Origin of the sequence: uncultured Halomonas sp. (genome assembly GCF_947501415.1) — a bacterium.
Classification (GTDB): domain Bacteria; phylum Pseudomonadota; class Gammaproteobacteria; order Pseudomonadales; family Halomonadaceae; genus Halomonas.
This window is the reverse complement of record NZ_CANMVL010000007.1, coordinates 138,378-153,128: the sequence shown is the minus strand read 5'-3', so window position 1 is coordinate 153,128 and position 14,751 is coordinate 138,378. Positions and strand designations below refer to the sequence as shown.

Genomic DNA, 14,751 nt, shown 5'->3' with positions numbered 1-14,751 from the left:
CCTTGGGTAACCCAAAGGTTTTACACTGCAAGCATGCCACTCTCGAGAGACACCGTCATGAAGGTCAGTGAACTGGCGAAGGGGGCCGGGGTTACCGCCGAGACCGTGCGCCACTATGTACGTGAAGGGCTTCTGCACCCCGAGCGCCACCCCGACAACGGTTACCAGCTATTCACCCAGGCCGACCTGGAGCGGCTGCGCTTTATTCAGCGCGCCCGCACCCTGGGCTTCGGTGTGGCCGAGATACGCGAGATCCTCGAGCACGCCGACCACGGCGACTCCCCCTGCCCCATGGTGCGCGACCTGCTTGCCAGTCGCCTGCCCCAGATCCATGCGCGCATCGCCGAGCTTCAGGCGCTGGCCGAACGCATGGAGCAGGCGCTGGAGACCTGGGCCGACATGCCCGATGGCACCCCGGACGGCCACAGCCTGTGCCGGCTGATCGAGAGCTTTCCCGAACCGCTGCGGGGCGATGCAAAGCGTCGCGCCGACGAGCACGCCCCCAAGGAGGAGCCATGAACGCTACCCTCGAACGCCAGATCCCCGGCATGAGCTGCCAGGGCTGCGTCAAGCGCATGCGCGAGGCGATTCAAGCCGAGGACCCGAACGCCGAGGTGGTCGGTGTGCCGGACGAGCAGCGCCTCTCGGTCACCACCCGCCTCGACGATGAGCAGCTCGACCACACCCTTCAAGCGGCCGGCTACCCACCGGCGGACCGTCCACTGCAGCACGAGCGCCAGGTGCCCGGCATGAGCTGTCAGGGCTGTGTGAAGCGCATGCGCGAGGCGATTCAGGCCGAGGACCCGGGCGCCGAGGTGGTCGGTGAGCCGGCAGAGAAGCGCCTTGACGTGGTAACCCGACTGGATGGCCAGACACTGGACCGCGTGTTGAGCGAAGCCGGCTATCCGACGGGCGAGGCGGCAGCGGCGAGCGGCGAGGAACCCGCTGCCGAGCAGGGTGAGGCGCCTGTCGACGAGGCAGCGGCCAAGCCAGAGGCGGCCGATAGTGAGCGCGCCATCACCCAGCGTCTGGCGATCAGCGGCATGACCTGCGCCAGCTGCGTCAAGAGCGTGCAGCAGGCGCTGGAAAAGACGCCGGGCGTGTCCACGGCATCGGTCAACTTCGGCACCCACACCGCCCAGGTTCACGGCAGCGCCGACGAAGACGCGCTGATCGCCGCGGTGGACAGCGTCGGCTACGGCGCCGAGCCCATCGTCGACATGCGCGAGGCCGAGGCCAGTCGCGCCGACAAGGAGCAGCGTCTGTATAGAAAGCGCCTGCACGGCAGCTTCTGGTCACTGGCGCTGGCGGTGCCGCTGATGGCCAGCATGTTCTTCTATCACCCCGAGGCCGTTGGCGCCGGTCGCCTCTACTGGGGCGTGATCGGCCTGCTGACGCTTTTGATCATGGCCTTTCCCGGCCGGCACTTCTTCGTCAACGCCTGGAAAAACGCCCGCCATCACCAGGCCAACATGGACACCCTGGTGGCCATAGGCACCGGCACCGCCTGGCTCTACTCCATGGCGGTGGTGCTTCTCGGCGGCTGGCTGCCCGAGGCCGCCCGGGGCATCTATTTCGAGGCCTCGGCCATGGTCATCGGCCTGATCCTGCTGGGCAACGCCGTGGAGCTCAAGGCCCGGGGCCGCACCAGCGATGCGCTCAAGCGCCTGCTCGACCTGCAGAGCAAGACCGCCCGGGTGATTCGCGACGGTGAAGAGCGCGAGGTCGATATCGACGATGTACGCCAGGGCGACCATATCCGCGTGCGCCCCGGCGAGCGCCTGCCGGTGGATGGCGAGGTGACCGAGGGCCAGAGCCATATCGACGAGTCGATGCTCACCGGCGAGCCGCTGCCGGTGGCCAAGGGCCAGGGCGACGAGGTCAGCGCCGGCACCGTCAACGGTCGCGGCGGCCTGGTCTATCGCGCCACCCGGGTGGGCAGTGATACCCGCCTGGGCCAGATCACCGAGCAGGTGGCCAGTGCCCAGAACTCGCGCCCACCGATTGGCGACCTGGTCGACAGGGTCTCCAGCGTCTTCGTGCCCGCGGTGATGATCTTCGCCGTGCTCACCGCGCTTGCCTGGTTCAACTTCGGCGCCGAGCCGCGGGTCATTCATATGCTGGTCACCGCCACCACGGTGCTGATCATCGCCTGCCCCTGCGCGATGGGGCTGGCGACGCCGATCTCCACCATGATCGGGGTGGGCAAGGCCGCCGAGCACGGCGTGCTGGTGAGAAACGGTGAGGCGCTGCAGACGGCCAGCAAGCTATCCACCCTGGTGGTGGACAAGACCGGCACCCTCACCGAGGGCAAGCCGCGGGTCACCGAGGCAGAAATTCTCTCCGGCGATGAGCAGGAGGTATTGGGGCTAGTGGCGGCGCTGGAGCGCGGCTCCGAACACCCGCTGGCGACCGCCATGCTTGCCTACGCGGAGGAGCGCGATGCGGCCGACAGCCAGGTCAGCGACTTTGACAGCATCACCGGCCGCGGCGTCACGGCTCGGTCCGTGACAACAACCGGCGACGGCGGGGGCGAGGGAAAAACTCTGCTGCTGGGCAACGCCGAGCTGATGGAAGAAAACGACGTGAACCTGGCGATGGGACGCGACTTCGCCAGCCGGCTCGAGGACGACGCCCGTACCGTGGTGTATCTGGCCGTGGCCGGCGAGCTGGCCGCCATCTTCGGCGTGAGCGACCCACTGCGCCACGACACCGTGGCGGCGGTGAAGCGCCTCCATGACGACGGTCTGACCATCGTCATGCTGACCGGCGATAACGAGCACACCGCCCGGGCCATTGCCCGCGCCGTGGGCATCGATGAGTTCCGCGCCGGCCTGCTGCCCGAGGACAAGCACGCCGAGATCGAGCGCCTGCAGGGTGAAGGCGAGGTGGTCGGCATGGTCGGCGACGGCATCAACGACGCCCCGGCGCTGGCCCGGGCCAACGTGGGCTTCGCCATCGGCCAGGGCACCGATGTGGCCATCGAGAGCGCCGGCATCACGTTGATTCGCGGCTCGCTGCACGGCATCGCCGATGCCATCGAGATCAGCCGGGCCACGCTCACCAACATCAAGCAGAACCTGGCCGGCGCCTTCGGCTACAACATCGTCTGCATCCCGATTGCCGCCGGCGTGCTGTATCCGTTCACCGGCATGCTGCTGTCACCGATGATCGCCGGGGCCGCCATGTCGCTGTCGTCGATCACCGTGGTCAGCAACGCCAACCGGCTGCGCCTGTTCACGGCCAGCGGCGCCGACAGGAACGCTTCCGCCACCGAGGCTTCGCAGACACAGGTATCAGAACAGCAGGAGGCACGCTCATGAGCACACTCGTTACGCTGATCGTCAATCTGGCCGGGCTGGGACTGATCGGCCTGATCGTGTGGTGGTTCTGGGGCAAGGGCTGAACCGCTGCCGGCTCAGCTGACCCCCATATAGCGCCCCGGCTTGTGGTTCAGCGCGATGATCAGGTTGAGCGCCACCGCCCCGAGTACCGACAGCCCCACCCGGTCGGCCGGCAACAGCGCCAGGCCGACCAGCATGATCACGCCATCGATCGCCAGCTGCACATAGCCGGCACGCAGCCCATAGCGATCCTGGAGATAGAGCACCAGGATATTGACCCCGCCGAGGCTGGCGCGGTGGCGAAACAGGATCAGCATGCCGATGCCGATCAGGCAGCCGCCCATCAGCGCTCCATAGAAGGGTGCCAGCGAATCGATGCTGATCCAGCGGCCGGTAAGCTCGGAAAACAGCGACACCAGCCCGATGGCGGCGAAGGTACGCAATGTGAACGACCAGCCCATGCGCTTGATGGCCAGCCAGTAGAACGGCAGATTGATCAGGAAGAACCAGACGCCGAAGGACCATCCGGTAGCGTACTGCAGCAGGAAGGCCATGCCGGCGGTGCTGCCGGTGAGCAGCGTGGCCTGGGTGTAGAAGGCCACCCCGAGCGCCACGAACAAGGTACCGAGCAGCAGTGCCATGGCGTCCTCATAGGGACGATGCGGGGATGAGGGAGATAGCTGGGGCTCCATCGCGATTCTCTGGGTCAGGAAAGGGGACGCGGCGCAGTGTAACGAAGAGCCGCCCCCGGCGCCTGCCCCGATTCGATGTCTCAGCCCTGCTCGGCGTGTTCAATCATCAGCTGCAGGTTCTCGCGGCCCCGCCAGCGATTGCGGTTGAGCTTGTAGGCACAGCGCAGCCGATCACCCACGCCGAAGGCCGGCACCTCGCCAGGCGTCAGCGCCCGGAACCAGATCGCCCGATGGGTTACCGCCCCCAGTGATAGCTCCAGCATCAGGTGAGTGCCGTCGGCACCCACCGGGCGCAGACGTTCGACGACAAACTCGCCCTGAAACAGCGGCGGGTCGAACTCACGACCGAAGGGCCCTACCGCCTGCAGCTCCTCGAGGGTCGCGAGGCTCAGCTGTTCGGGGGCCAGGTCACCATCGGTCAGGATCCTGGGATAGAGCTCGGTCTCGCCCAGCTGTTCGGCCACCGCCGTTAGAAAGGCGACCTTGAAGGCATCGAGCCGCTCGGCGGGAACACCGACGCCGGCCGCCCCACGATGACCTCCGAAACGCGGCAACGCCTCGGGGGCAAGCTCGAAGGTCCGCTGCAGGGCATCGCGCAGATGCAGCCCTTCGATGGAGCGCCCCGAACCGGTCAGCATGCCGGGGGCGGCCGCTGGCGTAAGCACCAGCGCCGGGCGGCCGTAGGCCTGCACCAGCCTGGAGGCGACGATGCCCTGCACCCCCGCATGCCCATCCTCCAGAAAGACCACGACGGCCGGTTCGTTGGCACTCAGCGCCGGCATCGCCAGCGCTCGCGCCTCCTCGGCCATGTCGGCCTCGATCGCCTTGCGAGACTGGTTATCCTGATCCAGCGTGTCCAGGTGCCGCGCCGCCGAGACATCGTCCGCCGCCAGCATGAAGTGCAACGCGGCATAAGGGTCATCGAGGCGCGAGCGGGCGTTGATCCGTGGCCCCATCTGGAACCCCAGGGTCTCGGCGTCGAAGGGCACGCTATCGGCGCCCAGCCGCTGCGCCATGGCTCGCCAGCAGGCCGCCTCCATGCGGTTGATCAGCGCCAGACCGTGGGTCACCACCGCGCGGTTGGCGGGACTGCCCCCCAGGGAGACACAGTCCGCCACGGTGCCCAGCGCCACATAGGAGAGCCAGGGCGAGAGCTTGGGCGTCGCCTGGGCCAGCACACCCCACTCGATCAACACGCTGCGGGTCAGCGACATGACCAGCCAGGCCACCATGCAGCCGGCGATGGTCGGGTCGGGGTAGTCGCAGTCGTCGCGAGTCGGGTTGACCACGGCATGCGCCGAGGGCGGTGGCCCCTCCACCGGCAGCGCGTGGTGGTCGCTGACCACCACCTCGATGCCCTGGGCCGCCAGGCGTGCGATACGCGGCTCGTCGCTGCTGCCACAGTCGGCGGTAATCACCAGGCTGGGCCGCGGCTTGAGGGCCAGGGCTCGCTCCACCAGCGGCAGACTGATGCCGTAGCCGTCATGGATACGATGACCAATCAGGCTGTGCAGCTTCGCCTCCGGCACGCCGAACAGCTCATGCAGGGTGCGCCGGATCACCACATGAGAGGTGATGCCATCGACATCGTAGTCGGTCAGGATGCCGATATGCTCGCCGTCGACCACCGCCTGAGCGATGCGCTCGGCGGCACGCCGGCCATCGGCCAGCTTCTCGGGGTGGGCCAAATGTCGCAGGCTGGGCGAGACCAGCGGATCAAGCTCCCCCCGATAGCCCGGCAGACGCCCGGCCAGCACCCGAGCCTGAAGCTCGCTGAGCCCTTCTCGCTGGGCGCGAGCATAGAGCGCGGCATCCCGGGGCCGCGGCAGAATACGCGGCCTCAGGCGCTCGTTCAGATCGTTGGGGTCGCGTATGGCGTTCAAGCCAGGCACCTCTGGTTCAAGTCTGTGACTGTAGGCCGCTGACCCAGCGAGGGGCGCCGGGGATAGGCCGAAGAGGGGGTCCTATGCCAGGGATGGCATCGGTAGCGCCCAGGGAGGGGTTCACAGCGCCCCCTCGCAGGCCTGTCGCCGGATCAGCCCCGAGTGGCATACAGGCTCGAGGCTGATAGCAACTGGTGACCTCAGCGGCGATTCTCGGCGACGAACCGTTGCACCGCAGAAAGCTCCGCCGGCAACACCGTGTAGCGCTCCTCACGCTCCAACAGGTCGTCCATATGCGGCGGCAGCGGCACCCCCGGGAAACCGGCCTTGACCACCGCCTCGGCGAACTTGGCCGGGTGGGCGGTGGCCAGGGTGATCATCGGTACGCTCTCGTCACCCCGTTCGCGCTCGGCGGCGCGGTAGCCGGTGGCGGTGTGCGGGTCGAGGATCTCCTGGGTGCGATGGTGTGCCTCGCGGATCACCTCCAGAATGGAGCTGTCATCGACGCTGTGGCTGGCGAAGCGCTCACGCAGGCGCGATAGCGGTGCTTCGGCCAGGGCCGTGGGCTCGGTCTGGAAGCGTTCGAGCAGGGCATCCACGGCCTTGCCGTCGCGATCATACGCCTCGAACAGCAGGCGCTCGAAGTTTGAGGAGACCACGATATCCATGGAGGGCGCGAGCGTGGCCACCAGCTCCTTCTTCGAGAAGTCGTTGGCGGCCAGGGTGCGGTGCAGGATGTCGTTGGCGTTGGTGGCGATCACGAAGCGCTCGACCGGCAGGCCCATGCGATAGGCCATGTAGCCGGCGAAGACGTTGCCGAAGTTGGCCGATGGCACACAGAAGCTCACCTTTCGCTGGGGCGCCCCCAGGGCCACGGCGGAGGCCACGTAGTAGACGATCTGGGCCATGATGCGCGCCCAGTTGATGGAATTTACCGCCACCAGCCGGGTACCGTTCAGGAAGTTCTGGTCGGCGAAGCTCGCCTTGACCATTGCCTGGGCGTCGTCGAAGTTGCCCTCGATGGCGACGTTGAAGACGTTGTCCGCCAGCACCGTGGTCATCTGGCGACGCTGCACCTCCGACACCCGATTGTGCGGATGGAGGATAAAGATATCGAGGTTGTCGCAGTGGCGGCAGCCCTCGATGGCCGCCGAGCCGGTATCGCCGGAGGTCGCCCCCATGATCACCGCCCGCTCGCCACGCTTCTTGAGGAAGTGGTCGAGGATGCGACCCAGCAGCTGCAGGGCGACATCCTTGAAGGCCAGGGTCGGGCCGTGGAACAGCTCGAGCAGAAAGTGGTTGGCGTCAAGCTGATTGAGTGGCACCACGGCATCATGGCTGAAGGTGGCATACGCCTCCTTCACGATCCCCCGGAATGTCTCGTCATCGATCTCGCCGTTGACGAAGGGCTTCATCACCCGGAAGGCGATCTCGGCATAGGAGAGACCGGCCATGGCCGCCAGCTCATCCTGCGAGAGCTCGGGCACATGCTCGGGCACGTAGAGGCCACCATCGCTGGCCATGCCGGTAAGCACGACCTCCTCGAAGGAGAGTGCGGGCGCCTGCCCGCGGGTACTGATATAGCGCATGGGTTATTCCTGCTCGTCCAGGGATTCGACGCGAATCCGGGTCACCGGTCCGGCGACATCGGACATGGACTCGATCTGGCGAATCGCCTCGTTCATGCTCTTCTCGGGGGTGCGGTGAGTCAGCAGAATGATCGGCACCAGTTCACCCTCGGTGGCCTCCTTCTGGATCAGCGCCTCGATGGAGATACCCTGCTCGGAGAGAATGGTCGCCACCCGCGCCAGTACCCCGGGGCGATCCACCGCCAGCAACCGCAGGTAGTAGGCGGTGGTGATCTCCTCCATGGGCATGATCGGCAGCTGACTGACATCCTCGCTGATGCCACTGAAGGCCAGGTAGGGCACCCGGTAGTGGTGGTCGGTGGCGATATCACGGGCCACGTCGAGCAGGTCGGCAACCACCGCGGAGGCGGTGGGTTCGGCCCCGGCGCCGGCGCCGTAGTAGAGGGTCGGCCCCACGGCATCGCCCATCACGGCGATGGCATTCTTGACGCCATGCACGTTGGCCAGCAAGCGTTCCTTGGGGATCAGCGTGGGGTGCACACGCAGCTCCAGGCCCTGCTCGGTCCGCTTGGAGATTCCCAGGTGCTTGATCACGTAGCCCAGGTTGTCGGCCTGCTCCACGTCCTCGGCGGTGACCCGGGAGATGCCCTCGGTATAGGCCTTCTCGAACTGCAGCGGCACCCCATAGGCGATGGAGGCGAGGATGGTCAATTTGTGGGCGGCATCGATGCCCTCGACATCGAAGGTCGGGTCGGCTTCCGCATAGCCAAGCGCCTGGGCCTCGGCGAGAACATCATCGAAGGCCCGCCCATCATCGCGCATATGGGTCAGGATATAGTTGCCGGTACCGTTGATGATCCCCGCCACCCACTCGATGCGATTGGCGCCAAGCCCCTCGCGCAGCGACTTGATCACCGGGATGCCGCCGGCCACCGCGGCCTCGAAGGCCACGATCACGCCCTTCTCGTGAGCGGCCGCGAAGATCTCGTTGCCATGCACCGCGATCAGCGCCTTGTTGGCGGTGACCACATGCTTGCCATTCTCGATGGCGGCAAGCACCAGCTCACGCGCCACGTCGTAACCACCGATCAGCTCCACCACCACGTCGATATTGGGGTTGCTGGCCACCTCGAAGATATCGGCGGTCGTGTCGATGCCGGTGAGGTCACACTCGGGGTTGGGGGTGCGATAGGCGACCTGCTCGATGGCAATCGGTCGCCCGGCCCGCCGGGTAATATCGTCGGCGTTGCGTGTCAGCACGTTGAAGGTTCCGCCACCGACGGTCCCCAGCCCACAGATTCCAACTCTCACCGGTTTCAATGTATTACTCCTGCTCGTGTGTCCGAGTTCGTTATATAGCGTGTCGTGTCCAGATGGCTCGGCGGCCCGCCACCGGGGCGGGCCAGGGCGCTCGGCCACCAGCACCTGGCCTGCAGGCGTGCGGACAGAGCGGGATGCCCTACTCGTCGAGCCCCAGCATGGCGGCCAGACGCTCGGCGGGCACATAGCCCGGTACCAGGCGGCCGTCGGGCAGCACAATGGCCGGCGTCCCCTGAACGCCAAGCTCGAGTCCCAGATGATACTGTGACTCGACCGGATTGTCGCAGTCCGCGGCGGTCGAAAGCGAATCCCCCCGCTTGGCGGCACTCATCGCCTCGGCGGAGTTGTCGGCACACCACACCTGCTGCATGGTACGCGCGCCCTGGCCGCTCATGCCGCTACGCGGGAAGGCCAGGTAGTGAACATCGATACCCAGCTCGTTGAGCCGCGGCACCTCTTCGTGAAGCTGCTGGCAGTAGGGGCAAGTGGTATCGGTGAATACCATCACACTGGCGCGGCTCTGGGCTCCGCGGAAGATCACCCGCTCGGATTCCGGTACCTGGCTCAGACGCTCGGCACGCTCGGCGTTGCGACTCTCCTCGCTCAGGTTGACCAGCCCCTGCTTGCCATTGCGGTAGAGGTCGCCTACCAGAAAGTGCTCGCCTTGCGCGTCGCTGTAGAAGCGCTCGCCGGTCTCCAGGCGCACCTCGAAGAGCCCCTCCATCGGCGCCTCGCGAACGCTACGCACCGGCATCGCCTGGCCGCTGACCGAAAGCCGCTCGGCAAGACGCTCGGCCTCACCCTGCTGGGCCAAGGCTTGCGTCGAGAGCAACATGGCCATAGGCGCGGCGGACAGTCCGAGAAGAAGGAGCCGGAAAAGGGTCGTCATGATTCATCCTCGTGGGTGGTGATCGGCATGCAGGCGCTCCAGGCGCGCCTGGGCCACATGGGTATAGATCTGGGTAGTGGAAAGGTCACTATGACCTAGCAGCAACTGTACGACACGCAGATTGGCACCATGATTCAACAAGTGGGTGGCGAATGCATGGCGCAGGGTATGGGGCGACAGCGAGCGCTCGATGCCGGCCACCCTGGCGTGATGCTTGATCCGGTACCAGAAGGCCTGTCGGGTCAGCGGGCGGTCGTCACGCCCCGGAAAGAGCGCAGGCCGCATGACATCATGCATCAAGGCACCACGCGCGGTGCGCAGATAGCGCGCGACCCAGTGGACGGCCTCCTCTCCCAGAGGCACCAGGCGGTCCTTGTCACCCTTGCCGCGCACCCTGACCACTCCCTGGCGCAGATTCACGGCATCGGTGGTCAGTCCCACCAGCTCCGAGACGCGAAGACCCGTGCCATAAAGCACCTCCAGCATGGTGCGGTCACGAAGCCCCAGATCCGTCGTCACATCTGGTGCCGCAATCAGCCGTTCCACCTCGGCCTCCTCCAGGGTCTCGGGCAGGCTGGGTTGCACTCGGGGCAACCTGACCTCGGCCAGCGGGTCACGCTCGATACGCCCCGTCTCCAGCGCCCAACGATAGAAGCGACGCAGACTGGAGAGCAGGCGCGCATTGCTGCGCAGCCGATAGCCGGCCGCACGCCGCGCATCGAGCCAGGCCGGCAGGCTCCTGGCATCTGGCGAGAGCAGCCCCTCGCCAAGCTCGGCAAGGTGCGCCGCCCAGGCGGTCAGGTCGCGGCGGTAGGCAGCCAGCGTATGCTCGCTGACCCCCTGTTCCAGCCACAGGGCATCGAGAAAGGTATCGATAACGGCTGTCTCGTCGACCCTACTCATGAGGTTCTCCGGCTGGCATGTTGCACCCAAAAGGAAACCCCGCCCCGCGAGAGCGGTGACGGGGTTTTCGATCGAGCCGGGGCAGTGCCCTGACCCGAGGGCTCGGAGGCCTTGGCCTCAGGCCAGCTTTTCCTTGATGCGTGCAGACTTGCCGCTGCGCTCACGGAGGTAGTAGAGCTTGGCCTTGCGCACGTCACCGCGACGCTTGACGCTGATGGAGTCGACCAGCGGGCTGTAGGTCTGGAAGGTACGCTCGACACCCACACCGTGAGAGATCTTGCGCACGGTGAAGGCAGAGTTCAGGCCGCGGTTACGCTTGCCGATCACCACGCCTTCGAAGGCCTGGAGACGCTCACGGCTGCCTTCCTTGACCTTGACCTGGACGATAATGGTGTCGCCGGGGGCAAAGGTCGGGATCTCCTTGCTCATCTGCTCGGCTTCGAGCGCCTGGATCACCTTGTTCTTGCTGCTCATGACAATGACTCCTTGATAACGTTGACTCATCGATCGCCTGGGTTGCCGATGAATCGTGATCCCGGCGCTCGAATGCTCTCGAGAGCGCGGGAGATAATGGGTGACGCGGGGCCGTGAGCTCGATCGCTCAGCGCTCCCGCACCTCCGCCTGCCCTATCTGGCGGGCAATGCGTGCTCCTCGAGGAACTCCTGCAACAGCTTGCGCTGCTCCTTGTTCAACTCCCTGCCCTCGAGCAGGTCGGGGCGTCGCTGCCAGGTACGCCCAAGAGACTGCTTCAGCCGCCAGCGCCGAATGGCACCGTGATTGCCGCTGAGCAGGACTTCCGGCACCTGACGCCCGTCGATCACCTCGGGGCGAGTGTAGTGCGGGCAGTCCAGCAGTCCTTCGTTGAAGGAGTCCTCGACCGCGGAATCCTGATGACCCAGCACTCCGGGCACCAGCCTTGCCGCGGCATCGATCAGCACCATGGCCGGCAGCTCGCCGCCGCTCAACACATAATCGCCGATCGACCACTCTTCATCGATGTCGCTCTCCACCACGCGCTCATCGATGCCTTCGTAACGCCCCGCCACCACGACCAGTGGCGGTCCGGCCGCCAGCTCCCGAGCCCCGGCCTGATCGAGCCGTCGCCCCTGGGGCGACAGATAGACCACCCTGGGACGCTGCCCGGTGGCCTGCTCTGCCCTGGCTCTGGCCGCGTGAATCGCCGCGCGCAGGGTATCGACCTTCATCAACATCCCTGGCCCGCCGCCATAGGGGCGGTCGTCCACGGTGCGATGTCTGTCGGTGGCAAAGTCGCGAGGATTCCAGACCTCCAGCGCAACATGCCCCTTCTCGACTGCTCGACCGGTAACGCCGTAGCGGGTGATCGCCTCGAACATCTCCGGAAACAGCGAGACGACCCCGACCCACATATCGGCCACCCGTTCGGGTGCCGGAGAGTCAGCCGTCATCGAACCGGATTCCTTCAAAACTCGGGATCCCAGTCGACGTGCATCACGCCATCTTCGAGATCCACCTCGAGGATCACCTCTTCGGGCAGGAACGGCAATAGACGCTCGCGGGCATCGATGGCATCCGTCTCGAGGCTTCCCTTCACGACCATGACGTCATTGGCGCCGGTCTCGAAGAGATGGTCGATACGGCCCAGCACGCTGCCATCACGGGTCACGACCCGCAGGCCTTCCAGCTCGTGCCAGTAGAAATCGTCGCCGCTGAGCTCGGGCAGTTCTGCCTTGGGCAGCACGAGTTCTGCGCCGGCCAGCGCTTCGGCGGTCTCGCGGGAGTCGCAGCCTTCGAGCTGGGCCACCAGACCCTTGCCGTGGCGGCGCCCCTGCACCAGTCGACAACGCTTCAGCGTATCGCCCTGACGCACCACCCACTCGGGGTAGTCGAGGATGCCCTCCATGGGGCTGGTGTACGAATACACCTTCAGCCAGCCCTTAACGCCATAGGGGCTGGTCAACTTTCCCAGCACCACATGATCGTCGGCGGGCTGAGCCTTTGCAGATTCGCTCATCGACGACCTCGGAACCGAGACAATCATCGCATCAGACCTCAGGCCTGCTTGCGAGCTTCCTTGACCAGCTCGGCAACACGGCCGGAGAGCTGGGCACCCTGGCTCTGCCAGTGGGTGACACGGTCGAGATCGACACGCAGACGCTCTTCCTGACCACGGGCAACCGGGTTGAAGAAGCCGAGACGCTCGATGAAACGGCCGTCACGGGCGTTGCGGGAATCGGTAACGGTCAGGTGGTAGAAGGGACGCTTCTTGGCGCCACCACGAGCCAGACGAATGGTAACCATGGCCTATTAAGTCCTTCGGTTGATTGGGATTCGTTCACGACGATGACCGCGACACTCGCGGTCCTGTCAGTCAAGACGCAGCATTCTACGGAAAACAGTCCCGCTTGGGAACCTTTTTCGGGCTTATCGAAGATGGTAGCCCCGCTCAAGGCTTTTTCGGCGACAGGCCGTCGAGGGGGCGCTACGAGTACTTCCTTGTTGGCTACCTCGGCCCTGCGGCGCTCTCGCGTCCCGCTCCGCTTGCAGGTCCGGTGCTGGCCATCCCTGGCCAGCCCTGGCCAGCCCGTTCGGAGCAGTACTCCTCACCCCTGGTCCTCGGCCCCCCTCTCCGACCTGCCCCCCGCGCCTTTCGCTATCACCCTGTCGGTAACTTCGATAAGCCCCGGGGCTTATCGCCAGGGCTTGCCACCGGGGCCGCCCATCCCCCCCATGCCACCCATGCCACCCATGCCGCCGGGGCCACCGCCGCCCATCATGCCGGACATGCCACGCATCATGTTCTGCATGCCGCCCTTCTTGCCCGCCTTCTTCATCATCTTCTGCATCTGCTTGTGCTGCTTGAGCAGACGATTCAGATCGGGCACCTGCAGGCCGGCACCGGCGGCGATGCGCCGCTTGCGCGAGCCATTGATGATCTCGGGCTTGCGACGCTCCTGGGGCGTCATGGAGTTGATCAGCGCCTCGAGCTTGCCCATCTCCTTCTCGGGGCCGGGCCCCTGAGCCATCTCGGCCATCTGCCCCATGCCGGGCAACTTGCCCAACAGACCGCCCATACCGCCCATCTTCTTGAGCTGCTGGAGCTGGTCGCGGAAGTCCTCGAGATCGAAGCCCTGGCCCTTCTTGACCTTCTTGGCCAGTTTCTCGGCCTTGCCCTTGTCGACGCTGCGCTCGGCCTCCTCGATCAGCGACAATACATCGCCCATGCCGAGGATGCGCGACGCCACGCGATCCGGGTGGAAGGGCTCGAGGGCGTCGACCTTCTCGCCAACGCCCATGAACTTGATCGGCTTGCCGGTGATATGACGCACCGAGAGCGCCGCACCGCCACGGGCATCGCCATCGGCCTTGGTGAGGATCACCCCGGTCAGCGGCAGCGCCTCATGGAAGGCCTTGGCGGTATTGGCGGCATCCTGGCCGGTCATGGCGTCGACGACGAACAGCGTCTCTTGAGGCGAGACCGCCTTATGCAACGCCTGGATCTCGGCCATCATCGCCTCATCGATGGCAAGGCGACCGGCGGTATCCACCAGCACCACATCGTGGAACTGGATCTTGGCATGCTTGATCGCCGCCTCGGCGATAGCGACGGGCTGCTGGTCGGAGCGCGACGGGAAGAAGTCGACCTCGACCTCCTTCGCCAGGGTCTCGAGCTGGTCGATGGCCGCCGGACGGTAAACGTCGGCAGAGACCACCAACACCTTCTTCTTCTCGCGCTCGCGCAGATAACGCGCCAGCTTGGCTACCGAGGTGGTCTTGCCCGCCCCCTGCAGGCCGGCCATCAGCACTACCGCCGGCGAGCCCTTGAGGGTCAGCCCCTCGTTGGCCTCGCCCATGGTCGCTTCCAGCTCCTGCTGGACGATCTTGACGAACTGCTGACCGGGCGAGAGGCTCTTGGAGACTTCCTGACCCACGGCGCGTTCGCGCACGCGGTCGATAAAGTCCTTCACCACCGGCAGGGCGACATCCGCCTCGAGCAGCGCACGGCGCACCTCGCGCAGGGTGTCCTTTACATTGTCCTCGGTCAGGCGAGCCTGACCCTTGATCGACTTGAGCGTCTGCGACAGGCGCTCGCTGAGATTCTGAAACATTGGCCTCTCCACATGTGCGATGGCCTGAAGGTTGGGGGCGAT

At 65.8% G+C, this 14,751-nt stretch carries 13 protein-coding genes; 2 read left to right on the top strand and 11 right to left on the bottom strand.

Annotation, left to right across the window (positions count from 1 at the left end):
* The first annotated feature begins 57 nt into the window (after positions 1-57).
* Positions 58-519, top strand: coding sequence for a MerR family transcriptional regulator (locus tag Q0894_RS05290; protein WP_299232163.1), 462 nt, complete (start codon positions 58-60; stop codon positions 517-519).
* Entirely contained in the window at positions 516-3,323 is a 2,808-nt protein-coding gene (locus Q0894_RS05285; protein WP_299232161.1) for a heavy metal translocating P-type ATPase, read from the top strand. The genes Q0894_RS05290 and Q0894_RS05285 overlap by 4 nt, the downstream gene beginning before the upstream one ends.
* A 95-nt stretch (positions 3,324-3,418) precedes the next feature.
* On the opposite strand, the gene Q0894_RS05280 is transcribed toward Q0894_RS05285, so the two are convergent.
* The 11 genes from Q0894_RS05280 to ffh all read right to left on the bottom strand — a co-directional run bounded on the left by Q0894_RS05280 (position 3,419) and on the right by ffh (position 14,709).
* Entirely contained in the window at positions 3,419-4,036 is a 618-nt protein-coding gene (locus Q0894_RS05280; protein ID WP_299232159.1) for a YitT family protein, read from the bottom strand.
* An 80-nt stretch (positions 4,037-4,116) separates the two neighbouring features.
* Positions 4,117-5,919 carry a DHH family phosphoesterase gene (locus Q0894_RS05275; RefSeq protein WP_299232157.1) on the bottom strand — a complete coding sequence of 601 codons (1,803 nt, stop codon included), beginning with the start codon at positions 5,917-5,919 and terminating at the stop codon, positions 4,117-4,119.
* 200 nt (positions 5,920-6,119) lie between these two features.
* Positions 6,120-7,508 (bottom strand): threonine synthase, encoded by a 1,389-nt coding sequence (gene thrC / locus Q0894_RS05270; RefSeq protein ID WP_299232155.1) that lies wholly within the window; start codon positions 7,506-7,508, stop codon positions 6,120-6,122.
* A 3-nt stretch (positions 7,509-7,511) separates the two neighbouring features.
* Complete coding sequence (locus Q0894_RS05265) at positions 7,512-8,828, bottom strand: homoserine dehydrogenase (RefSeq protein WP_299232154.1); 1,317 nt, start codon at positions 8,826-8,828, stop codon at positions 7,512-7,514.
* Positions 8,829-8,967: 139 nt separating this feature from the next.
* Complete coding sequence (locus Q0894_RS05260) at positions 8,968-9,717, bottom strand: DsbC family protein (protein WP_299232152.1); 750 nt, start codon at positions 9,715-9,717, stop codon at positions 8,968-8,970.
* A 3-nt stretch (positions 9,718-9,720) separates the two neighbouring features.
* Positions 9,721-10,620: a site-specific tyrosine recombinase XerD gene (gene xerD, locus Q0894_RS05255; RefSeq protein ID WP_299232150.1), complete on the bottom strand. Its 900-nt coding sequence runs from the start codon at positions 10,618-10,620 to the stop codon at positions 9,721-9,723.
* Positions 10,621-10,737: 117 nt separating this feature from the next.
* Complete coding sequence (gene rplS / locus Q0894_RS05250; protein ID WP_132044532.1) at positions 10,738-11,094, bottom strand: 50S ribosomal protein L19; 357 nt, start codon at positions 11,092-11,094, stop codon at positions 10,738-10,740.
* Positions 11,095-11,247: 153 nt separating this feature from the next.
* Positions 11,248-12,009 (bottom strand): tRNA (guanosine(37)-N1)-methyltransferase TrmD, encoded by a 762-nt coding sequence (gene trmD / locus Q0894_RS05245; RefSeq protein ID WP_299232349.1) that lies wholly within the window; start codon positions 12,007-12,009, stop codon positions 11,248-11,250.
* A 53-nt stretch (positions 12,010-12,062) separates the two neighbouring features.
* Positions 12,063-12,614, bottom strand: a complete 552-nt coding sequence (rimM, locus tag Q0894_RS05240) for a ribosome maturation factor RimM (RefSeq protein WP_299232148.1) — start codon at positions 12,612-12,614, stop codon at positions 12,063-12,065.
* A gap of 38 nt (positions 12,615-12,652) precedes the next feature.
* The gene (gene rpsP, locus Q0894_RS05235; RefSeq protein ID WP_132044536.1) at positions 12,653-12,901 is read right to left on the bottom strand and encodes a 30S ribosomal protein S16; all 249 of its coding nucleotides are present in this window, start codon (positions 12,899-12,901) and stop codon (positions 12,653-12,655) included.
* Between the two features lie 389 nt (positions 12,902-13,290).
* Entirely contained in the window at positions 13,291-14,709 is a 1,419-nt protein-coding gene (ffh, locus tag Q0894_RS05230; protein ID WP_299232145.1) for a signal recognition particle protein, read from the bottom strand.
* Positions 14,710-14,751: the final 42 nt, after the last annotated feature.